Origin of the sequence: Pseudarthrobacter sp. lyk4-40-TYG-27, assembly GCF_030209295.1 — a bacterium.
In the GTDB taxonomy this organism is placed as follows: domain Bacteria; phylum Actinomycetota; class Actinomycetes; order Actinomycetales; family Micrococcaceae; genus Arthrobacter.
Window position 1 is genome coordinate 19,403 of sequence record NZ_JARVSH010000004.1, and the last position, 22,024, is coordinate 41,426.

General features: G+C 66.9%; 15 protein-coding genes. 6 read left to right on the forward strand and 9 right to left on the reverse strand.

Translation table 11 applies throughout. The annotated features are described in order from the left end of the window. Positions 1–31: 31 nt before the first annotated feature. A complete protein-coding gene (locus QRM96_RS07680; protein ID WP_026264285.1) occupies positions 32–1,123 on the reverse strand; it encodes a carbohydrate kinase family protein in 1,092 nt (363 codons plus the stop codon). 91 nt (positions 1,124–1,214) lie between these two features. Here QRM96_RS07680 and QRM96_RS07685 point away from each other — a divergent pair, with 91 nt between their 5' ends. The 4 genes from QRM96_RS07685 (at position 1,215) to QRM96_RS21005 (ending at position 6,933) form a co-directional block, all read left to right on the forward strand. Then, positions 1,215–2,669: a 6-phospho-beta-glucosidase gene (locus QRM96_RS07685; RefSeq protein WP_285319089.1), complete on the forward strand. Its 1,455-nt coding sequence runs from the start codon at positions 1,215–1,217 to the stop codon at positions 2,667–2,669. 64 nt (positions 2,670–2,733) lie between these two features. Further along, on the forward strand, positions 2,734–3,999 hold the full coding sequence (gene mshA, locus QRM96_RS07690) for a D-inositol-3-phosphate glycosyltransferase (protein ID WP_018760391.1): 1,266 nt from the start codon (positions 2,734–2,736) through the stop codon (positions 3,997–3,999). 120 nt (positions 4,000–4,119) lie between these two features. Continuing rightward, on the forward strand, positions 4,120–5,796 hold the full coding sequence (locus QRM96_RS07695) for a formate--tetrahydrofolate ligase (RefSeq protein ID WP_285319091.1): 1,677 nt from the start codon (positions 4,120–4,122) through the stop codon (positions 5,794–5,796). Positions 5,797–6,609: 813 nt separating this feature from the next. Continuing rightward, entirely contained in the window at positions 6,610–6,933 is a 324-nt protein-coding gene (locus QRM96_RS21005) for a putative endonuclease domain-containing protein (RefSeq protein WP_350224061.1), read from the forward strand. 216 nt (positions 6,934–7,149) lie between these two features. On the opposite strand, the gene QRM96_RS07705 is transcribed toward QRM96_RS21005, so the two are convergent. The 8 genes from QRM96_RS07705 to glmS all read right to left on the reverse strand — a co-directional run bounded on the left by QRM96_RS07705 (position 7,150) and on the right by glmS (position 20,027). Then, entirely contained in the window at positions 7,150–8,235 is a 1,086-nt protein-coding gene (locus tag QRM96_RS07705; RefSeq protein ID WP_285319093.1) for an inositol-3-phosphate synthase, read from the reverse strand. 184 nt (positions 8,236–8,419) lie between these two features. Next, entirely contained in the window at positions 8,420–9,460 is a 1,041-nt protein-coding gene (gene mgrA / locus QRM96_RS07710; RefSeq protein WP_285319095.1) for an L-glyceraldehyde 3-phosphate reductase, read from the reverse strand. A gap of 96 nt (positions 9,461–9,556) precedes the next feature. Further along, entirely contained in the window at positions 9,557–11,323 is a 1,767-nt protein-coding gene (gene treZ / locus QRM96_RS07715) for a malto-oligosyltrehalose trehalohydrolase (protein ID WP_133830297.1), read from the reverse strand. Then, a complete protein-coding gene (treY, locus tag QRM96_RS07720) occupies positions 11,320–13,647 on the reverse strand; it encodes a malto-oligosyltrehalose synthase (RefSeq protein ID WP_285319096.1) in 2,328 nt (775 codons plus the stop codon). Before treY ends, treZ begins: the two co-directional genes overlap by 4 nt. Then, entirely contained in the window at positions 13,644–15,950 is a 2,307-nt protein-coding gene (glgX, locus tag QRM96_RS07725) for a glycogen debranching protein GlgX (RefSeq protein WP_018760398.1), read from the reverse strand. Before glgX ends, treY begins: the two co-directional genes overlap by 4 nt. A gap of 69 nt (positions 15,951–16,019) precedes the next feature. Continuing rightward, complete coding sequence (locus tag QRM96_RS07730) at positions 16,020–17,615, reverse strand: NAD(P)H-hydrate dehydratase (RefSeq protein ID WP_285319098.1); 1,596 nt, start codon at positions 17,613–17,615, stop codon at positions 16,020–16,022. A 15-nt stretch (positions 17,616–17,630) separates the two neighbouring features. Beyond that, a complete protein-coding gene (locus tag QRM96_RS07735; RefSeq protein WP_018760400.1) occupies positions 17,631–17,978 on the reverse strand; it encodes a holo-ACP synthase in 348 nt (115 codons plus the stop codon). A 156-nt stretch (positions 17,979–18,134) separates the two neighbouring features. Further along, complete coding sequence (glmS, locus tag QRM96_RS07740) at positions 18,135–20,027, reverse strand: glutamine--fructose-6-phosphate transaminase (isomerizing) (RefSeq protein WP_285319100.1); 1,893 nt, start codon at positions 20,025–20,027, stop codon at positions 18,135–18,137. 105 nt (positions 20,028–20,132) lie between these two features. Here glmS and coaA point away from each other — a divergent pair, with 105 nt between their 5' ends. Together coaA and QRM96_RS07750 are read left to right on the forward strand one after the other, a co-directional pair. Then, positions 20,133–21,128, forward strand: a complete 996-nt coding sequence (gene coaA, locus QRM96_RS07745) for a type I pantothenate kinase (RefSeq protein WP_285319101.1) — start codon at positions 20,133–20,135, stop codon at positions 21,126–21,128. Between the two features lie 5 nt (positions 21,129–21,133). Then, on the forward strand, positions 21,134–21,976 hold the full coding sequence (locus QRM96_RS07750) for a M15 family metallopeptidase (RefSeq protein ID WP_285319103.1): 843 nt from the start codon (positions 21,134–21,136) through the stop codon (positions 21,974–21,976). Positions 21,977–22,024 lie beyond the last annotated feature (48 nt).

Below are 22,024 nucleotides of genomic sequence, written 5' to 3' on the forward strand. Positions count from 1 at the left end.
TTCGCGCCGAATAATCGGCGACGGCCTGGCCTCAGGCGTCCGACAGGTGGGCGATGGTGGCGGCCGCCCGGCGCTGGGCAGCGAGCGGTACGTCCTGGACGATGTCCGCGAGGAAACCGAAGCGCCGCAACCACTGGCTCGTCTGCCGTTCGGGGCGGGCGTTGGCGCGTTTCCACCAGTCGGCGATGTCGCCCCAGCCCGGGGCTGCCAGCGATCCGCCCACCTCCTGTACCGCCAGCGATGCGCACAGGTTGGCGAACCGCAGCCGGTCCCCGAGCGGCCACCCGGCCAAGGTACCCACGATGAACGCGGCGTCGAAGCAGTCGCCGGCACCGGTGGGGTCATGCGCCTTGACCGGAAGGGACGGCACCCATTCCTCCTCCCCGGTTTGGGAATCGACCGCCATGGCGCCCTGGGCGCCGAGCGTCACCACAGCCACCGGAACCCGGTCCGCCAGCGCGTAGAGGGCGCTCCAAGGGTTGTCCTTGCCGGTGAGCGCCATGGCCTCGCGCTGGTTGGGCAGGAAGGCGTAAAAGTGCTGCAGGTTCTCGAGCCGCACCGGCGCCCACTCCCCGCTGGGATCCCAGCCGACGTCGCCGAAGAGCCGAACTCCCGCCGCGTGGGCCGCTTTCGCCCACGGTTCCACTTCCACACCCAGTTCCGCGATGCCGGCCAGTGCCCGGGGCGGGTCCCCGATCAGCTCGGAGTTGGTCACCGGTGCCGAATGCCCGTGGGTGACCATTGAGCGGTCCTGGTCCACGCACAGGGAGACCGTCACCGGGGAATGCCAGCCCGGGACGCGGCGGGAGAGGCTGAGGTCCACGTGTTCCTGGCTGGACAGGATCTTCCAGTTGAAGTCGCCGTACCCGTCATCGCCGAAGGCTGCCGCCAGTCCGGTCCGCAGGCCCAGCCTTGCGGCGGCGATGGCCTGGTTTGCCACCCCGCCCGGACAGCTGCCCATGCCGTCGCTCCAGACTTCCGTCCCGGGCTCCGGCCCGTGCGGCAGTCCGGTGAAGATGATGTCCTGGAAAACGGTCCCGGCCAGCAACAGATCGAATCCCGGCTCGACGGGTGAACGGACGGCGGCCAAGGGATCGAACGGGCGTGCGGGAATCGCGTCCATGTTCGGCACAATACGCCGTGGCGCCATGCGGCGGTAGGGGCGCAGGAACGCTGTGGACAAGCTGGCCGGCACGGGTCCTAGACTGCATGGTATGCGGCTTATGATTGCGGGCGGCGGGGGTTTTCGCGTGCCCCTGATATACCGGGCCCTGACGTCCGGCCGCTATACCGGGCTGGTCACCGAGGTGGTGCTTTACGACGTCGATCCTGCCCGGCTCGAAGCCGTCACCGCAGTCCTGGCCAGCATGCCCGGCGGCTCGGGTGCCGGGCCCGCCGTGCACGCCACTACGGATCCCGCCGGGGCCCTCGAAGGCACTTCCATGGTGTTCGCCGCGATCCGGCCCGGCGGCACCGCGGGCCGGATCACCGATGAAAAGGTGCCGCTGGGCCTGGGGTTGCTCGGCCAGGAAACGACAGGAGCCGGCGGGATTTCCTACGCCCTGCGGACCATTCCCCCCATGCTGGAGCTGGCCCGGCTGATGCGGGAACACTGTCCGGACGCGTGGCTGATCAATTTCACCAACCCCGCGGGCATGGTGACGGAGGCGCTGCTCCCCGTGCTGGGGCACCGGGTCATCGGAATCTGCGATTCAGCGGCCGGCCTGGTGCAGCGGGCTGCGTCGGCCGCCGGCGTCCCCCTGCCGGAGGGGCGATTGGGCGGCGTCGGCTACTACGGGCTGAACCATCTTGGCTGGCTGTACCGCCTTGAAGCCGGCGGCCGGGACGTGGTCCCGGACCTGCTCGCCAACGCGCCGGCCCTCCAGTCGTTCGAAGAAGGCAGGCTTTTCCCACAGCCGTTCCTGGCCAGCCTGGGCATGCTCCCCAACGAATACCTGTACTACTACTACCGGCGCGACGCCGCCCGGCAGGCCATGGACGCCATGGCGCAGACCCGCGGCGAGGCCATCCACAGCCAGCAGCAGGAGTTGTATCCCCGGCTTGCCGCGGCCGGCCCGGACGCCTACCGGCTGTGGGAAGAGGCCCGCAGGTCCCGGGAAGAGGGATACCTGGCCGAGGCCAGGGGAGCCGGCGAGCGCCGGAACGAGGAAGATTTGGCCGGCGGCGGCTATGAACGCGTTGCCCTGGCCGCCATGCGCGCCCTCGCCGGCGGCGGGGACACGCAGCTGATCCTCAACACCCGCAACGTCCTCCCGGCCGCCGGCGAAGCAGCCGAAACGGCCCCGGAACGTCCCGCTCCCCAGGCCGCCACGGCAGATTCGGCTATTCCCCAACCGGCCATCCCCGGCCTGCCGGCGGACGCCGTCGTCGAAGTTCCCTGCACCGTCACCCCCGCCGGCGCCGCCCCGCTGCCCCAGCAAGCGCCTGCCGGACCGCAGCTCGAACTGATCCGGCAGGTCAAGGACGTCGAACGGCTCACCGTCCTGGCCGCTGCCGAGGGCAGCCGCGACGCCGCCGTGCAGGCCTTTGCCCGCCACCCGCTCGTGGCTTCGACGGACCTGGCCGCCAGGCTGCTGGACGGATACGAGCAGGCGTTTCCGGCACTGGGGAAGATCTGGGCGGGCGGCGGGCGTTGGGTGAAGGAGTAATGTTTTATCGAATGTGCACTCGACCGGCTCCGCTCACGCGCGCCGGCGGCCGGAAGGAGGTCCCGTGGCGCTGATCCGCAGGGTCGCTTTGCTCTCCCTCCACACCTCCCCCATGGAACAGCCCGGTTCCGGCGATGCCGGCGGAATGAACGTGTACATCCGTGAGCTGGCTTCGGCGCTGGCGGAAGCCGGTGTTGAGGTCGAAATCTTCACCCGCGCCACCTCCCCCGACCAGCCCGCCGTCGAACACCCGGATCCCGGCGTCTGCGTCCACAACGTCCTGGCCGGACCGCCCACCAAGGTCCCCAAGGAGGAGCTTCCGGGACTGCTGCACGCCATGGTGGCGGAAATCGAGCAGATCCGCCGCCGCCAGCCGCACGGCCGGTATGACGTCATCCATTCGCACTACTGGGTGTCCGGGATCGCCGGGCTTGAGCTGTCACGGCTCTGGGACGTGCCGCTGGTCCACACAATGCACACCATGGCAAAGGTCAAGAACCTGCTGCTGGAGTCCGGCGAACAACCCGAACCCCGCCGGCGCGAGCTGGGCGAGCACCGCATCGTGGAGGGCGCGGCCAGGCTCATCGCTAACACCAGTTCCGAGGCCGCCGAACTCGTGTCCCACTACGGCGCCACCTACGACCGGATCGACATCGCGCCGCCCGGCGTGGACCTGAGCACCTTCACCCCGGCTTTCCGGGCGCGGGCCAGGGCAGAGCACGGCGTTGGCCCCAACACCTTCCATCTGGTGTTTGCCGGCCGGATCCAGCGGCTCAAGGGTCCCCAGGTCCTGGTCAAGGCAGCGGCACTGCTGCGCAAACGCCGCCCGGACATCGACCTTCGGGTCACCATCCTGGGCGCCTTGAGCGGCAACAAGGAATTCAACCTCCGCTGCCTGGTGGCGGAGGCGGGAATGGACGACGTCGTCACGCAGCTTCCGCCGGTGAAGGCACCTGAGCTTGCATCCTGGTTCCGCGCGGCGGACGTGGTGGTGATGCCTTCCTTCAGCGAGTCCTTCGGACTGGTGGCCCTTGAGGCCCAAGCCTGCGGGACGCCCGTGGTGGCCACCCGGGTGGGCGGCCTGTCCCGCGCAATCTTCCACGGCCGGACCGGGCTCCTGGTGGACGGACACCATGCGGCGGACTGGGCGGATGCGCTCGAAGCCCTGTACGACGATCCCGCCACGCGCGAGGACCTGGGCCGGGCGGCCGCCATCCGTGCCCAGAGCTCCGGCTGGCAGCGCACGGCCGCCATCACGCTCGAAAGCTACCACGCCGCCGTCGACCATTACTCGGGGCACCGCCTCGCCCCGGCCGTGCCGGCCTCCTGACAACCCTCCGCCCTTGCTTCGGAGGCCACTCCCGTTGACGGCTGTTCCCTCGGAGCCGGCCCGGGTGCTGTTAGCTTAGGGGCAGGTGTCCGGCGCCGGCCGGTACAGGAAAGGACAACGATGTCTGGTCTTCCTTCTGATCTTGAGATAGCCCGGGCCGCCCGGATCCGGCCCATCGGGGAAATCGCTGCAGCGGCCGGGATCAACGCCGACGCCCTGGAGCTCTACGGGCGGTACAAGGCGAAGATCGATCCGGCCAGGCTCGAGGCACCGGCACCATACGGCAAGGTGGTGCTCGTGTCCGCCATGTCCCCCACCCCGGCTGGAGAAGGCAAATCCACCACCACGGTGGGACTGGCCGATTCGCTCGCCCGCGCCGGCCACAAGGTGATGATCGCGCTGCGGGAGCCGTCCCTGGGACCCGTGCTCGGGATGAAGGGCGGCGCTACCGGCGGAGGTTACTCGCAGGTGCTGCCCATGGACGAGATCAACCTGCACTTCACCGGCGACTTCCATGCCATCACCTCGGCCAACAACGCGCTCATGGCGTTGGTGGACAACCACATCTACCAGGGCAACGCCTTGAACATCGATCCGCGCCGGATGACGTTCAAGCGCGTCCTGGACATGAACGACCGGTCCCTGCGCGAGGTTGTCATCGGGCTGGGCGGACCAACACAGGGGGTGCCGCGGCAGGACGGCTTCGACATCACGGTGGCGTCCGAAATCATGGCCGTCTTCTGCCTGGCAACGGACCTGTCGGATTTGCGGACGCGGTTGGGCCGGATCACGTTCGGCTACACCTACGACCGGACGCCGGTGACGGTGGCGGACCTGGGCGTGGAGGGTGCCTTGACCCTGCTCCTGAAGGAGGCGGTCAAGCCCAACCTGGTGCAGACCATCGCGGGGACTCCCGCTTTGGTGCACGGCGGGCCGTTCGCCAATATTGCGCATGGCTGCAATTCGCTCATCGCCACCCAAACCGCGCGGCGGCTCGCGGACCTGGTGGTGACGGAAGCCGGTTTCGGTGCCGACCTGGGGGCAGAGAAGTTCATGGACATCAAGGCCCGGTACGGCGGCCTGGCCCCGTCCGCCGTCGTGGTGGTGGCCACCGTGCGGGCGCTCAAAATGCAGGGCGGCGTGGCCAAGGACGCATTGACGCGCCCGGACCTGGCCGCACTTGAGGCCGGCGTGGCGAACCTGCGCCGGCATGTGCACAACGTGGAGAAGTTCGGGGTCACCCCGGTAGTGGCCATCAACAAGTTCTCCTCCGATGCGCAGGAAGAACTGGACTGGCTTCTGGCTTGGTGCCATGCGGAGGGCGTGCAGGCCGCCGTCGCGGACGTATGGGGCCGCGGCGGAGGAGGCGACGGCGGTGACGAGCTCGCGGCGCTGGTGGCGAAGGCGGTGGACGCTCCCGGCAAATTCCGGCACTTGTACCCGTTGGATTTGTCTGTGGAGGACAAGATCCGGACCATCGCCCAGGAGATCTACGGGGCGGACGGGGTGGACTTCTCCGTGCCGGCCTTGAAGCGCTTGGCAGATATCGAACGGAACGGCTGGAGCGGGTTGCCCGTGTGCATGGCCAAAACGCAGTATTCCTTCACGGACGACGCCTCCCGCCTCGGCGCCCCGAAGGGCTTCACCATCCACGTCCGGGACCTGCTGCCCAAAACCGGGGCAGGCTTCATCGTCGCGCTGACGGGTGCCGTGATGACTATGCCCGGCCTGCCGCCCGTCCCGGCTGCGCTCCGCATGGACGTGGACGCCGACGGCAACCCTGTGGGCCTCACCTGAAACCCCCGCTCACTTCTTACCCCTCTCCAATCAACCCCCGCTCACTTTCGACCGGCCTCCAACGAACCCCCGCTCACTTCTTACCGCTCTCCAACGAACCCCCGCTCATTTTCGACCAAACCGAATGAGCGCCTGTGGATAACTTCCGACGGGCTCCGGCTGCTTGAATAAGAATGCAGTATGCGATCCCAGCCGCCCCTGCCCTCCCACTTGGCAAGCAGTCCGTTCACCCTCGAAAGTTCCAGGCGCGCAGGGCTGCACTACAGCCGCTTACGGCGCGCAGATGTTGAGCATGTAAGCCGTGGGCTTTACCGTCCGGCCGGTTGGGATTTCTGTCTGGAGGAGGCCGCCCGCAGCCTGTCGGAGGCTTCGCCTGGCGCGTGGATTTCCCATGTCACCGCGGCTCGACTCCGGAGTTTCCTCCTTCCGCCTTGGCTGTCAGACTCCAACGAGCTGCACCTCAGTAAACCCAGTGCCCTTCCCGGCGCACGCAGGAGGGGAATCCACGGCCATCGGGTCATTGTGAAGCCTGGCGAGATTGAGTGCGTTGAAGGGATGTGGCTCAGCACCCGTGCCCGGACGTGGCTGGATTTGGCACGGCTACTCCCATTGAACGATTTGGTGGCTGCGGGAGACCAGCTCATCCGGATACCACGGCCTGACCTCGAAGGCAGAGAGGGCGCGTACTCAACACTTGAGGAACAACGGGCTTTGGTCGGCCGACATCCAAATCTTCAAGGCGTTGTCCGCGCCCGGCAAGCACTGGACCTTATGCGGGTAGGGGCGGACTCTGCGCCGGAGACATTCCTTCGATTGTCCATGCTGGACGCCGGTCTTCCTGAACCGGAGCTGCAGATAGAACTTCGTCCGGGGGACCCCCGCTCGCCATCGGCTGACCTCGGCTTTCGTCTGCCCAGAGTTGCTATTCAGTACGACGGCGGCCATCACCTTTTCGAACCGCAGCAACAGATCGATCGGCGCAGGAACAAGGCCTTCGAACGAGCCGGCTGGACCGTCATCATCGTCGTAAAGGCCGATCAGGAGGACGGTTTTGCGGGAGCGCTCAAGAGAATCAGGCATGCCCTAAGGAATTCCGCCGCCAATCCTGTGGCCGCCTCGGGCTTCGCCAACGAGTGAACCCCGCTGGATAGAGGATCGCACCCTCAGCTAATCGCGGAAAACACGTCAAACGTGAGCGGGCGTTCCGGCGAAACACGTCAAACGTGAGCGGGCGTTTCAGGAAAACACGTCAAACGTGAGCGGGCGTTAGGGGGAAACCTGTCGAAGGTGAGCGGGGGTGGTTAAGCAGGAACGCTCCCCCACCTGTACGGGTGAGGGAGCGTTCGAGGGGTGCTAGCGTTCGAGGTCGCCGCGGATGAAGGCTTCGACCTTTTCGCGGGCGAGGTCGTCGTTGAACTGCTCCGGCGGGGACTTCATGAAGTAGCTCGACGCCGAGAGCAGCGGGCCGCCGATGCCACGGTCCAGGCCGATCTTTGCCGCACGGATCGCGTCGATGATCACACCGGCCGAGTTCGGGGAGTCCCAGACCTCGAGCTTGTACTCCAGCGACACCGGGGCGTCACCGAAGTTCCGGCCCTCCAGGCGCACGAACGCCCACTTGCGGTCATCGAGCCACTGCACGTAGTCCGACGGGCCGATGTGCACGTCCTTGGCAGCCAGTTCCGCCTCAACGTTCGAGGTCACGGCCTGGGTTTTGGAGATCTTCTTCGACTCGAGCCGATCGCGCTCGAGCATGTTCTTGAAGTCCATGTTCCCGCCGACGTTCAGCTGGTACGTGCGGTCCAGGGTCACGCCGCGGTCCTCGAACAGCTTGGCCATGACGCGGTGCGTGATGGTCGCACCGATCTGGCTCTTGATGTCGTCCCCCACGATCGGCACGCGCGCGGCGGTGAACTTGTCGGCCCACGCCTTGGTGCCGGCAATGAAGACCGGCAGCGCGTTGACGAAGGCCACGCCGGCGTCAATGGCGGCCTGCGCGTAGAACTCTGCCGCCTTCTGCGAACCCACAGGCAGGTAGCAGACCAGGACATCCACCTTGGCGTCCTTGAGCGCCTGGACAACGTCCACGGGTTCTTCGGTGGATTCCTCGATGGTCTCGAGGTAGTACTTGCCCAGCCCGTCCAGGGTGTGGCCGCGCTGGACCGTCACGCCCGTGGGCGGAACGTCAGCGATTTTGATGGTGTTGTTCTCGCTCGCCAGGATGGCGTCGGAGAGGTCAACGCCGACCTTCTTGCCGTCGACGTCAAACGCGGCAACAAATTCAACGTCGCCCACGTGGTACTGGCCAAACTCAACGTGCATCAGGCCCGGAATGGTCTCCGCGGGATCGGCATCCTTGTAGTACTGGACGCCCTGCACCAGCGAAGCGGCGCAGTTGCCCACGCCAACGATTGCAACACGGATCGGATGTGAAGACACAAAACTCCTTTGGGAACAAACGTCAGCCGGCCGGGTATGGCTCCGCAGGAAGTCCGACGGCGGCCGGCTGGCACGGCGCCGCACGGCGCCTTTTCATACTACCCAACGCAGCGGGACCCGGCGCTGCTGCGCCGGGTCCCGCTGCGTAAGAAAGCTTCGTCAGCGCTGTCCGTTGAAGTGGACGTTACGACTCCTGCTTCCAGAGGTTGATATCGGACTCCACGGCGAACTCGTCGATGGCGGTGAGTTCGTCGGCGGAAAACTCGAGGTTGTTGATGGCGGAGAGTGTGTCCTCGAGTTGGCTGACGCTGGAGGCGCCCACCAGGGCAGAGGTGACCGGTGAGCCCTTCGGCTGGTCGCGCAGGATCCAGGCGATGGCCATTTGGGCCAGTGACTGCCCGCGGCCCTCGGCAATGCGCCGCAGCCCGCGGACCCGGTCCAGCTTCTCTTCAGTGATGGAGTCCTCGGAAAGGAACCGGGCCTTGGCGGCACGGGAATCTTCCGGGATGCCATGGAGGTAGCGGTCGGTGAGCATCCCCTGGGCGAGGGGCGAGAATGCGATGGATCCGGCGCCCACCTGGTCCAGCGCCTCGTACAGGTTGGGCGATTCGTCCTCGGTCCAGCGGTTCAGCATGGAGTAGCTGGGCTGGTGGATGAGCAGCGGCGTTCCCATCTCTTTCAGGATCCGGGCTGCCTCAAGCGTCTGCTCAGGAGTGTAGGAGGAGATGCCGGCATAGAGTGCCTTGCCGGACCGGACCGCGTAGTCCAGGGCGCCCATGGTCTCTTCCAGCGGCGTCTCGGGATCGGGCCGGTGGCTGTAAAAGATGTCCACGTAATCAAGGCCCATGCGTTGCAGCGACTGGTCGAGGCTGGAGATCAGGTACTTGCGGGATCCCCACTCGCCGTACGGGCCGGGCCACATGTAATAGCCGGCCTTGGTGGAGATCACCAGTTCGTCCCGGTAGGGCTTGAAGTCGTCCTTGAGGTGGCGGCCGAAGTTGGTTTCGGCGGAGCCGTCAGGGGGCCCGTAGTTGTTGGCGAGGTCGAAGTGGTTCACGCCGAGGTCGAAGGCCCGGCGCAGGATGTCCCGTTGCTCTTCAAAGCGCTTGTCGTCGCCGAAGTTGTGCCAGAGGCCCAGGGAGATGGCAGGGAGTTTGAGTCCGCTGCGGCCGACACGGCGGTAGGGCATGGATTCGTAGCGGTTGTCCGCTGCTGAATAAGTCATGGGTTCCATCCTGCCAGTTGTGACGCGCTGCACATCATGTGTTAGCGCTCAGCAGAAAAGTTACGCCGCGGATGCCCGCGGCGTAACTTCTCGTTCCTAGGACGCGAGGATGGCCGCGCTCCACGGAGCCAAGGCCAGGTAGCCGCCGTCCAGGCCGGTCCCGTCATCCGTGGCCAGCAGGACGTTCCCCGAAGCGTCGAGGCGTACCTTCGCGTCGGTGAAATTCACCAGCACCTCAACGGAACCGCGGCGGAACCGCAGCCAGCCGGCGTCGTCGTCGAACTCCACCTGCGTGCCGTCAAAGCCAAGGCCTGCCAGCTCCGGATGGGAGCGGCGCAGCGCCGTCAGCGACCGGTACAGCTCCAGCAACCGGGCGTGCTCGCCCGTGGTGGCCTCGGCCCAGTCCAGCGTGGACCGGCGGAAGGTTTCCGGGTCCTGCGGATCGGGCACGACGGCGGGATCCCACCCCATGCGCTCGAACTCCCTGATGCGCCCTTCCGCGGTGGCTTTCCCAAGCTCGGGTTCCGGGTGGGAGGTGAAGAACTGCCACGGCGTGGTGGCACCGTATTCCTCGCCCATGAACAGCATGGGCGTGAACGGCGAGGTCAGGGTGAGCACCGCGGCCACGGCCAGTTGTCCGTAGGACAGGGACTGCGAGAGCCTGTCCCCCGTGGCCCGGTTGCCGATCTGGTCGTGGTTCTGGTTGCAGACCACCAGTGCCTCCGGGTGCACCAGGGCACCGTTGATAGGCCGCCCGTGGTGCCGGCCTCGGAAGCTGGAGTAGCTGCCGTCGTGCAGGAACCCGTCCTTCAGCACCTTGGCCAGCACGGCCAAGGACTCGAAGTCGGAGTAGTAGCCGGTGGTCTCGCCACTGACATTGACGTGTACCGCGTGGTGGAAGTCGTCGCTCCACTGGCCGGCCAGGCCGTACCCGTTGGCGTCCCGGGGGTAGATCAGGCGCGGATTGTTCAGGTCCGATTCGGCAATGAGGGTCTTGGGCAGCCCGGTTTCAGCCGAGACAGCGTCGCCCAAAGCGCCCAACTCCTCAAGGATGTGGACTGCGCGCTCATCCCGCAGCGCGTGCACGGCATCGAGGCGGAGTCCGTCCACATGGTAGTCGCGCAGCCAGAGGGCCGCGTTGTCCAGGATGTATTCGCGCACCACATCCGAACCTGGCCCGTCCAGGTTCACCGAGTCGCCCCACGTGTTGGCATCGCCCTGCTTCAGGTACGGGCCGAACTTGGGCAGGTAGTTGCCGCTGGGTCCCAGGTGGTTGTACACCACGTCCTGGATGACGCCGAGCCCGGCGGCATGGGCGGCATCCACGAACCGCTGGTACGCGGCCGGCCCGCCGTAGCCCTCGTGCACCGCGTACCACTGGACGCCGTCGTAGCCCCAGTTGTGCGTTCCGTTGAACCCGTTGACCGGCAACAGCTCCACGAAGTCGATGCCCAGGTCCACCAGGTAGCCCAGCTTGTCCACCGCGGCATCCAGGGTTCCTTCGGGAGTAAAGGTGCCCACGTGGAGTTCGTAGATCACGGAACCCTGCAGATCCTTGCCGCGCCACCCCGTGTCCTGCCACGCGAAGGAGGCAGGATCGTAGGTGCGGGACAGCTTGTGCACACCGGCGGGCAGGCGGCGCGACCTTGGATCCGGGACGGGAGTGGAGTCCCCGTCCAGCAGGTAGCCGTAGTCCACCTCGCCGCCGGCCGGGGCGTCAGGTGCGGTCCACCATCCCTCGGATCCGGGAGCCGTGTCCATTTTCTGCATGGGGTATGCACGGCCATCGGCCTGCAGGACCACCGATGAAGCGTCCGGCGCCCACACATCGAACCGCCCGGGGCCAGCGTTGACGAGCGTCATTCGTTCCCTCCATCCACGGGGACCAGCAGGGCCACCGGGTAGGTGCCCAGCAGCTCGGACACGGCAACCGGGCCCGGTCCGTAGCCGGCGCCCGTCAGTTCGTCGCGCATGGCGGTGGAAAGGTCGACGGCGGTGTCCCGCCAGCCGCCGCCGGCTTCCAGTCCGGCCGGGAGCCGGGTAGCAAGTGCCAGCACACCGGAGGAGGCCTCGGTTCCGCGGGAGAACGCGAGCAGGTGATCTGCTGCGGCCCCGGTGGCGGCCACGGGAGCGTAGCCCTGGAACAGCTCGGGCCGGTCCCGCCGCAGGCGCAACGCCCGCGAGGTGACCAGGAGCTTGCTGGCTTCCGTGCCCGCGGCCGGCAACTGTCCGGCGTCGAGCTTTGCCAGCTCCGCCTGCCGGACAGCAAAGTCCACTGGCCGGCGGTTGTCCGGGTCCGTGAGTGACCGTTCCCAGAACTCGCTGCCCTGGTATACATCCGGCACACCCGGCATGGTCAGCTGGACCAGCTTTGCCGACACCGAATTGGCTGCGGAAAAGGAGTCGATGCGGGCCACGAAGTCCGCGACCACCTTGGCAACCTTCGCGTCGTCGAACACCGCATCCACGGCGGCCTTCACCTTGGACTCGAAGTCCTCGTTGGGATCGGTCCACGTGGTGGAGTTGCCCGCCTCCCGGGCGGCCTTTTCCGCATACCCCTGCAACCGCTCACGGCTGGCGGGCCAGGCGCCGATGATTGCCTGCCACAGCAGGTTCTCGTACGGGCCGTCGGGGATCGGCGCCAGGCCACGCAGCGTGTCCAGCGTTTCCGCCCACTCCCGGGGCAGTTCGGCGATGACCGAGATCCGGGCCCTGGCGTCCTCGCTGCGCTTGGTGTCGTGGGTGGACAGGGTGGTCATGGACAGCGGCAGGTCCTGCTGGCGCCGCTGCATCCGCCGGTGGAATTCCTCCGGGGCCACGGCGAATTCGGTGGGTTCGGCGCCCACCTCGGTCAGGGTGCCCAGCCGGGTGTAGCGGTAGAACGCGGTATCCTCCACGCCCTTGGCCATAACCATGCCGGAGGTCTGCTGGAACCGGATGGCGATGGGGTTGGCAGGGTCCAGGAGCAGCGGGAGGAGGGTGCCCACCGCGACGTCCAGGTCCGGCCGGTGCGCTGCGGCGGATTCGCAGGCTTCCTTGAGGACGTCGGCGCCTACCGGCAGGTAGGACCGGTACACCGGGAAGGATGCGATGATCTCGGCGATGGCGTCGGCTGCCTGGTCCACGCTGAGCCCATACGACCCGGGAACCAGCCGGGCCAGCCGCAGCACCTCCGAACGCAGGATGCCGTCGGCAATCATGCGCTTGGTGCTGCGGATCATGGCTGCATAGTCCGCCGGTTCCGCGGTCCCACGCAGACCGGAATCCAGGGCGTCGAGGGCCTGTTGGCCTGCCGGGTCCACGAAGACCCTGTCCACGTCGGCCAGCGCGTCATAACCGGTGGTGCCCTCGCAGGCGAACTCCTGGGGCAGGACTTCACCCGGTTCCAGGATCTTTTCCACCAGGACGTAGGCACGGCCGCTGAGGTCCTTGAGCCACCGGAGGTAGCCGGCGGGATCCGCGAGGCCGTCCGGATGGTCCACACGGAGCCCGTCCACCAGGCCCTCGGTGAACCAGCGGCCTACCTCCGCATGCGCCTGTTCGAAGACGGAAGGTACCTCGACCCGGATCCCGGCGAGGGTGGTCACCGCGAAGAAGCGCCGATAGTTCAGCTCGGCATCGGCACGGCGCCAGTCCATCAGTTGGTAGTGCTGGCGGGCGTGGACGTCCTGCGGGGAGTCCCCTTCGGTGTACGTGCCCTCGGCCAGCGGAAACCGGTGGTCGTAGTAGCGGAGTTCGCCGTCTTTGACCTCAAGTTTGTCCAGGTCGGCGTCCGATCCCAGCATGGGAAGCCGGACTTTTCCGCCGCCCAGTTCCCAGTCGACGTCGAAGGCTTCGGCGTAAGGGGACTCGCGGCCTTCCTTCAGCAGCGACCACCACCACGGGTTCTGTGGCGGTGAGGCCACGCCCACGTGGTTCGGCACGATGTCCACCAGGACGCCCATGCCGTGCTCGCGGGCCGCCTTCGAGAGGGCCAGGAGGCCTTCGGGGCCGCCGCGTTCAGGGTCGACGGCAGAGGGGTCGGTTACGTCGTAGCCGTGGTCCGAGCCCTCCTCCGCCGTAAGGATGGGAGACAGGTACACCCAGTCCACGCCGAGGTCCTTCAGGTACGGGACCTTCTCTGCGGCGTCGAAGAGGGTGAAGCTGCTCCGGATTTGGAGCCGGTAGGTGGAAGTCGGCGTCCTCATTTGTCGGTTGCCTTTGTGGCACCCGTTTCGGTTGCCTTTTCGTCAGCTGCGTCGGCGGCTTCGGTGGCTTCGGTTGCCCGCGCCTCGCTCGCCTCCGCTGCCTTGGTCTGGGCCTCCACCATCTCCCCCTGGGCCTCTTCGTGTTCTGCCATGGAGGCCAGGGACGCGGCTGCCGAGGTATCCACTTCAGTCTCGGGGCCTGAGTAGGCGCGCAGTACCACCATCGACTTGGCATCCAGCGCCAGGGTTGCGCCGGCTTTGAGCGGTTCGTAGGCTTCGGCCTGCGCTGCCGTATCGATCAGGACTTCCCAGTACTGGGAGTATTCGTCCGAGGGCAGGCAGAAGTCCACGACATCGTCGTGGGCGTTGAACGCCATGATGAAGCTGTCGTCGGTGATGCGGCGGCCGCGTGAATCCTGCTCCTGGATGCCGTCGCCGTTGTAAAAGACGCCGATGGTCCGGCCGAAGCCGCTTCCCCAGTCTTCGGGCCGCATCTCGGTGCCGTCGGTCTTCAACCAGACGATGTCCGGGAGCTTTTCGCCCTCACCACGGACTACCGGGCGGCCGTCGAAGAAGCGGCTGCGCCGGAACGTGGGGTGGTCGTGCCGGAGCTTGTTGACGAACGCGGTGAATTCCACCAGCGGCTGGTCCATGGCTTCCCAGTGGATCCAGCTGAGCTCGGAGTCCTGGCAGTAGGTGTTGTTGTTGCCCTGCTGCGTGCGGCCCAGTTCGTCGCCGTGCAGCAGCATTGGCACGCCCTGCGAGAGCATCAGGGTGGCGATGAAGTTCCGCTGCTGCCGGGCCCGCAGGGTCAGGACCTTGTCGTCGTCAGTGTCGCCTTCAACGCCGCAGTTCCAGGACCTGTTGTGCGATTCGCCGTCGTTGTTGCCTTCGCCGTTGGCCTCGTTGTGCTTCTCGTTGTAGGAAACGAGGTCGCGCATGGTGAAGCCGTCGTGAGCGGTGACGAAGTTGATCGACGCCACCGGGCGGCGGGCGGAGCTTTCGTAGAGGTCTGCGGACCCGGTCAGGCGGGATGCGAATTCGCCCAGGGTGGCCGGTTCGCCGCGCCAGAAGTCGCGGACGGTGTCGCGGTACTTACCGTTCCACTCCGTCCACTGCGGCGGGAAGTTCCCCACCTGGTAGCCGCCGGGGCCAACGTCCCACGGCTCGGCGATGAGCTTGACCTGGGAAACGATCGGATCCTGCTGGATGAGTTCGAAGAACGTTGAGAGCTTGTCCACGTCGTAGAACTCGCGGGCCAGGGTGGAGGCGAGGTCGAACCGGAAGCCGTCCACGTGCATCTCGGTGACCCAGTAGCGAAGGGAGTCCATCAGCAGCTGGAGGGAGTGCGGGTGGCGTACGTTCAGCGAGTTGCCCGTGCCGGTGTAGTCCATGTAGTGCTTGAGGTCGTTGTCCACCAGGCGGTAGTAGGCCTGGTTGTCGATGCCCTTGAAGGACAGCGTGGGGCCAAGGTGGTTGCCTTCGGCGGTGTGGTTGTAGACGACGTCGAGGATCACTTCAATGCCGGCCCGGTGCAGGTCGCGGACCATGGCTTTGAACTCCTGGACCTGGTGCCCGACGTCGCCGGTGGCGCTGTAGGTGTTCTGCGGGGCGAAGAACCCGATGGTGTTGTAGCCCCAGTAGTTGTTGAGCCCCTTCTCCACCAGGGTTCCGTCATTGACGAACTGGTGGACCGGCATGAGCTCAATGGCGGTGACGCCAAGCTTCTTCAGGTGCTCAATCACGGCCGGATGCGCCACGCCGGCGTAGGTGCCGCGCTGCTCTTCGGGAATCTCCGGGTGGAGTTCGGTCAGGCCCTTGACGTGGGCTTCGTAGATCACGGACTGGTGGTAGGGAATCCGCAGCTGGCGGTCGCCGTCCCATTCGAAGAACGGGTTGATGACCACGCCGTGCATGGTGTGCGGGGCGGAGTCGGCGTCGTTGCGGGAGTCCGGGTCGCCAAACTCGTAGGAGAACAGGGCCGGGTCCCAGTCGATCTGGCCCTGGATGGCCTTGGCGTAAGGATCCATCAGCAGTTTGTTCGGGTTGAAACGGTTTCCGCTGGCGGGGTCGTACGGACCATGGACGCGGTAGCCGTACTTCTGGCCGGGCTGGATGTGCGGCAGGTAGCAGTGCCAAACATAGCCGTCCACCTCGGTCAGTTCGATCCGGGTCTCGGTCAGGTCATCAGCCAGGAGGCAGAGTTCGACCCGCTCGGCCCGCTCGCTGAACAGGGCGAAATTGGTGCCGGTGCCATCAAAGGTCGCTCCCAGCGGATAGGCAGTTCCAGGCCAGACTTCCATCGTGCTCCTCATTTTGTGGTCAGCAGCAGAGGGCATCGGAACGCCCCTGCTGCTGGTGCGAACTAATGCCTACCGTAGTGGTTGGCTGTGACTATTACGTTTCCAGGCTCCATATTTACTAAGCATGCTGACTTTACCCCAAATTTCAGGTATACCCTCCGCGATGCGGGCCGCCGTGATGGGTCCGCCCGCCACGGACTCCGACGCGGCCGTCCCGGCGCGCCCATGCAGCGCGGCTCCGAGTGCGGCCAGGGCTGCCCAGCGGTCGTCGTCGTCCAGGCCCAGCTGGCGGAAAGGTTCGACGGCGGACCCCGCCTGGGCGAGCAGCGCGCCGATGACACCGGCCAGGACGTCCCCGCTCCCGGCGGTGGCCAGCCAAGGGGTGCCGTCCGCCTGGCTGAAGGTCTGGCCGGATGGCGAAGCCACCAGCGTGGTGGCGCCCTTGAGCAGGACGGTGGCACCGGTACGGTCGGCAGCGCGGCGGACAGCGTCGAGGGTACCCGCTTCCACGGCCTCCCGGTCTTCGCCGCCACCGAGCCGCTGGAACAGTGAGGCAAGCTCCCCGGCATGCGGGGTCAGCACCACATGCGGCGCCAGCGTGTCCGGGAGGGCAGGCAAGGCGCCGGCGTCAGCCACGACCGGCAGGCCGGACGTGACGGCATCGCCGGCGCGGGCCAGTTGGTCATGGTCCTTTGGGCCCATGCCGGAGCCCACCAGCCAGGCCTGCACGCGGTTTTCCGCGACGCTCCCCGTGCTGCACACGACCTCGGGGCAGGATTGGCGGACCAGGTGGGCCACTGACGGCGGACCCAGGTACCGGACCATGCCCGCGCCTGCGGCCAGCGCCCCACGGCAGGCGAGGACGGCGGCACCGGGATAGTCTTCAGAGCCGGCCACCACTCCCAGCACACCCCGGGAGTACTTGTGGGCGCGCCGGGCGGGGTGCGGCAGCAGGCCTGCCATCTCGGCACCTTCAAGTCTGCGCAGGGACGGCTGCGGAAAGTGCTCTTCAATCCCGATCGGTACCACCAGGACGCGGCCTGCATAGTCGGCTCCGGGATCGGCCATAAGCCCGGACTTCGCTCCCCCGAACGTCACCGTCAGGTCCGCCATGAGCACCTCGCCGGCGGTCTCTCCGCTGTCCGCGTCGACGCCGCTGGGGAGGTCGCAGGCCACCACCAGGCCTTGGGCGCGGCCGGCTGTCCGCGCGCCCGCAAGGGCCTGGACGAAGTCTGCGGCGAGTCCCCGAAGGCCGCCCTTGGCGCCGGTTCCCAGAACGGCGTCTATGACGACGTCGGCGCGCGCGGCTTCCGCCGCCAGCTCCGGAAGTGCCTCTTCAGTGAGGCGGTTCACCCGGCCGCCGGCCCGCTCGAATGCACCGAGCCCACCCGGATGGGCGGCATCCCCGGTGAGTACCGCCGTCGTACGCATTCCCCGGGCGGCGAGGAAGGCAGCAGCGTAGAGCCCGTCTCCACCGTTGTTGCCCTTTCCCGCCAGCACCACCACGTTGGCGCCGTACAGGCGGGCACCGCGTGAACGAAGCTCATGGACGACGCCGGTGGCCAGGCCGTGCGCGGCGCGGAGCATGAGTTCCTCTCCGCGCCCGGCGGCCAGGAGGGGTTCTTCGGCTGCGCGGACCTGGGTTCCGGTATAGGCGGTGATCATGCGGCGGCCGCCGGGTCAGCCTTCGGCCAGTACCGTTGCGGTAGCGATGCCGCCGTCGTGGCTGATGGACAGGTGCCAGCGCTTGACGCCCTTGGCCTCGGCAACCGCCAGAACGGTGCCCTTCACCTGGACAGTGGGCCCGTTCTGGTCAAGGCCAATCCAGCAGTCCTGCCAGTTCATTCCGGCGGGCGCGCCGAGGACCTTGGCCACGGCTTCCTTGGCCGCGAACCGGGCAGCCAGGGACCGGGTGTTCAGTTCCCGCTCCGCGGGGACGAACAAGCGGTCCCTCAGCCCGGGTGTGCGCTCCAGCTGGCGGCCGAACCGCTCAATGTCTACTACGTCTACCCCAATGCCAACGATCATGGGCTCATTCTACGGTGGGACCATCCCCCGCACGCCCGGGTGCAGCACCGTTGGCGTGGGTTCTTTCCGTTGTCCGCCGATAGCGCAATTGCGTGGCTTAACGCTGGAAGCCCCGGGCTTGTGGGCCCGGGGCTTCCCGCGGTTAGGGAGTCACCGCTACTCGACAGTGACGCTCTTGGCCAGGTTGCGGGGCTGGTCCACGTCGTACCCCTTCGCTGCGGCCAGCTCCGCCGCGAAGATCTGCAGCGGAACCGTGGTCAGCAGCGGCATGAGCAGGGTGGGGGTCTCCGGTACGTAGAAGACATACTCGGCGTAGGCCTTGACGGCTTCGTCGCCTTCCTCGGCGATGACCAGGGTGCGGGCGCCGCGGGCACGGACTTCCTGGATGTTGGAGACCACCTTGGCGTGCAGCGAATCGCGTCCGCGCGGGGACGGAACCACGACGAACACCGGCTGGCCTTCGTCGATCAGGGCGATGGGGCCGTGCTTGAGCTCACCGGCGGCGAAGCCCTCGGCGTGGATGTAGGCGATCTCCTTGAGCTTCAGCGCACCTTCAAGGGCCACAGGGTAACCCACGTGGCGGCCCAGGAACAGCACGGACTTCTCGTTGGCCATGCTGCGGGCCAGTTCGCGCAGCGGCCCGGCGTTGTCCAGGATCTTCTGGATCTTGGCGGGGATCTTGTTCAGGTCCGCCAGGACGTCCTTGATTTGGCCGGAGAAGATGTTGCCGCGCAGCTGTGCGAGGTACAGGCCCAGCAGGTAGGCGGCGGTGATCTGCGCCAGGAAGGCCTTGGTGGAGGCGACGGCGATTTCCGGCCCGGCGTGCGTGTACAGGACGGCGTCGGATTCACGCGGGATGGTGGAGCCGTTGGTGTTGCAGATGGAGATGGTCTTGGCGCCCTGTTCGCGGGCGTAACGGACCGCCATCAGGGTGTCCATGGTCTCGCCGGACTGGCTGATGGACACCACCAGGGTGTTCTCGTCCAGGATGGGATCGCGGTAGCGGAACTCGTGTGCCAGTTCCACCTCGGTGGGAATCCGGCACCAGTTCTCGATGGCGTACTTGGCCACCATCCCCGCATAGGCGGCGGTGCCGCAGGCCAGCACAATGATCTTGTTGACCTGCTTCAGCAGCTCCGGGTCGATCCGCAGCTCATCCAGGGTCAGTTTGCCCTTGATATCCGAGCGTCCCAGCAGGGTCTGGGCCACGGCGTCGGGCTGGTCGTTGATCTCTTTCTCCATGAAGGAGGAGAAGCCGCCCTTTTCCGCCGAGGCCGGGTCCCAGTCAACGTGGTACTCCTTGCCCTGGGCCGGGTTGCCGTAGAAGTCGGTGATATCCACCGAGTCCGCGGTGATGGTCACGATCTGGTCCTGGCCCAGCTCCACGGCCCGGCGGGTGTAGTCGATGAACCCGGACACGTCCGAGCCCAGGAAGTTCTCGCCGTCGCCCAGGCCCACCACCAGCGGTGAGTTGCGGCGGGCGGCCACGACGACGTCAGGCTGGTCCGCGTGCACGGCCAGCAAGGTGAAGGCGCCTTCGAGGCGCTGGCAGGCCAGCTCCATGGCGTGGGTCAGTCCGCCGTTCGCGGTGTCCCCGCCCAGCTTGTTCCGGAGGATATCTGCCAGCAGTGCAGCGGCCACCTCGGTGTCCGTTTCGGAGAGGAAGGTGACGCCCTTTTCCAGCAACTCGAGCTTGAGCTCAGCGAAGTTCTCGATGATGCCGTTGTGGATCACGGCCAGCTTGCCGCCATCCGCCAGGTGCGGGTGCGCGTTGCGGTCCGTGGGACCGCCGTGCGTCGCCCAGCGGGTGTGCCCGATCCCGGTCACCGTCTCGGGCAGCGGGCGCGCCTCCAGCTCAGCGATCAGGTTGCTCAGCTTTCCGGACTTCTTCCGCGACTCGATGGCGCCCTCGGACACCACTGCCACACCGGCAGAGTCATAACCGCGGTACTCCAGGCGGCGGAGCCCCTCAAGGACAACGTCCAACGCGCTGTGACCATCAATTGCACCGTCGGTCGAACGGCCTACGTAACCCACGATTCCACACATAGGCACAAGACTATCGGCAGCGTGCCGGTTGCTCTAAACCGGTAAGCGCCGCCGCGCGGCCCACGTGACGCAGCTCGCCGCGCTGAGCAGGGGCGTCATTTCGCGATGCGCCTGGCGGGGGGCAGAATCTTTAGCGTGACTTCGCAACGCAATGAAGCGAACGGGGAGGGTGCCTCGCCGTTCGTGGAGCTGGACCGGCATACCTGGTCCCGGCTCGCAGCCCAGATGGAACAGCCCCTTAACGAAGAGGATGTGCTGCGCCTTCGCGGGCTCGGCGACCCCTTGGACATGAACGAAGTCCGCGACGTCTACCTCCCCCTCTCGCGGCTCCTGCACCTGTATGTGGAGGCAGCCGGGCAGCTGCATGCAGCCACCACCACCTTCCTGGGTGAGCAGACCCAGCGCACGCCGTTCGTGATCGGGGTGGCCGGTTCAGTGGCGGTAGGCAAGTCCACCATCGCCCGCGTGCTGCGCGAGATGCTGCGCCGCTGGCCCGGTACCCCCAATGTTGAACTGATCACCACCGACGGTTTCCTGTATCCGCTGGCTGAACTGAAGCGCCGGCAACTGCTGGACCGGAAGGGGTTCCCCGAGTCCTACGACCGCCGGGCGCTCCTGCGCTTCGTGAGCGAAATCAAGGGCGGGGCCGAGGAAGTGCGGGCCCCCTGGTACTCGCACGTCACCTACGACATCGTGCCGGAAAAAGAAGTGGTGGTGCGCCGGCCGGACGTGCTGATCGTGGAGGGCCTGAACGTGCTGGCCCCGGCCCGGCCCCGGCATGACGGACGCCAAGGGCTGGCGCTGAGCGACTTCTTCGACTTCTCCATCTATGTCGATGCCAAGACCTCCTACATCGAGGAGTGGTACGTGGACCGATTCCGGAAGCTGCGGAGCACCGCCTTCGCGCAGCCGGAGTCCTACTTCCACCGTTACGCCACCCTCTCCGATGAGGAAGCCGAGAACACCGCGCGGGACATCTGGAAGCGGATCAACGAGCCCAACCTGGAGGAAAACGTCCTGCCCACCAGGGGCCGGGCGCAACTGGTGCTGACCAAAGAGGCTGACCATTCCATCCGCCGCATGCTCCTGAGGAAGGTCTAGCACACGTGTGCTACGAATGCGGACCGGCCACGCGCCGCAGCTTTGCCCGCTTCCTCGCGGCGGGGGCAGGGCTGACGCTCCTGGCAGCCTGCACGCCGGCGGCACCTCCGGCTGAGCCGGCGTCGTCCGCTGCTCCATCCCCGTCCCCCTCCCCTGCCGCCACCACGACTCCGGATGTGGCCACCGTGGGCCAGTCGCCGGAAGCACAGTCCCCCACTCCATCGCCGTCCACCACGTTGGCGCGGCAGTTCTCGCTGGACGACCCCGCGAGCCAGTGGGTCATCGTCAACAAGCACCGGCCGCTGGCGCCCGCGGACTATGCGCCGGCTGACTTGGTGCGTCCCGCCGTCGCCATTTCCGCCTCGGGTGAAGCGGCCCTGCTGAACAGCACGACGGCGGCAGCGGCCGAGGCGATGTTCGCGGCTGCGGCGCGGGATGGCGTGGCGATGGTCCTGGCCAGCGGCTACCGCTCGTACAGCACCCAGGTGACCACCTACAACGGGTACGTCGCCGCGCGGGGACAGGCCGACGCCGACACCGCCAGTGCGCGGCCCGGCCACTCGGAGCACCAGACGGGATGGGCCTTCGACATCGGGGACGGCGGCGGGGCCTGCAGCTTCGAGCCATGTTTCGCAGACCAGCCGGCGGCCACCTGGGCGAAAGCGAACGCCTACAGGTACGGCTTCGTCGTGCGCTATCCGTGGATGCTACACCCCATCACGGGCTACTACTACGAGCCCTGGCACCTTCGGTTCGTAGGGGTTGAGGCTGCCACTGACATGGCGAAGCGCGGCATCGGCACCTTGGAGGAATACTTCGGCCTGGAAGCGGCGCCCGCCTACCCGTGAGGGACGCACCAGGCTCTTGCCGGGCCTGACACGCAGCGGGAATTTACC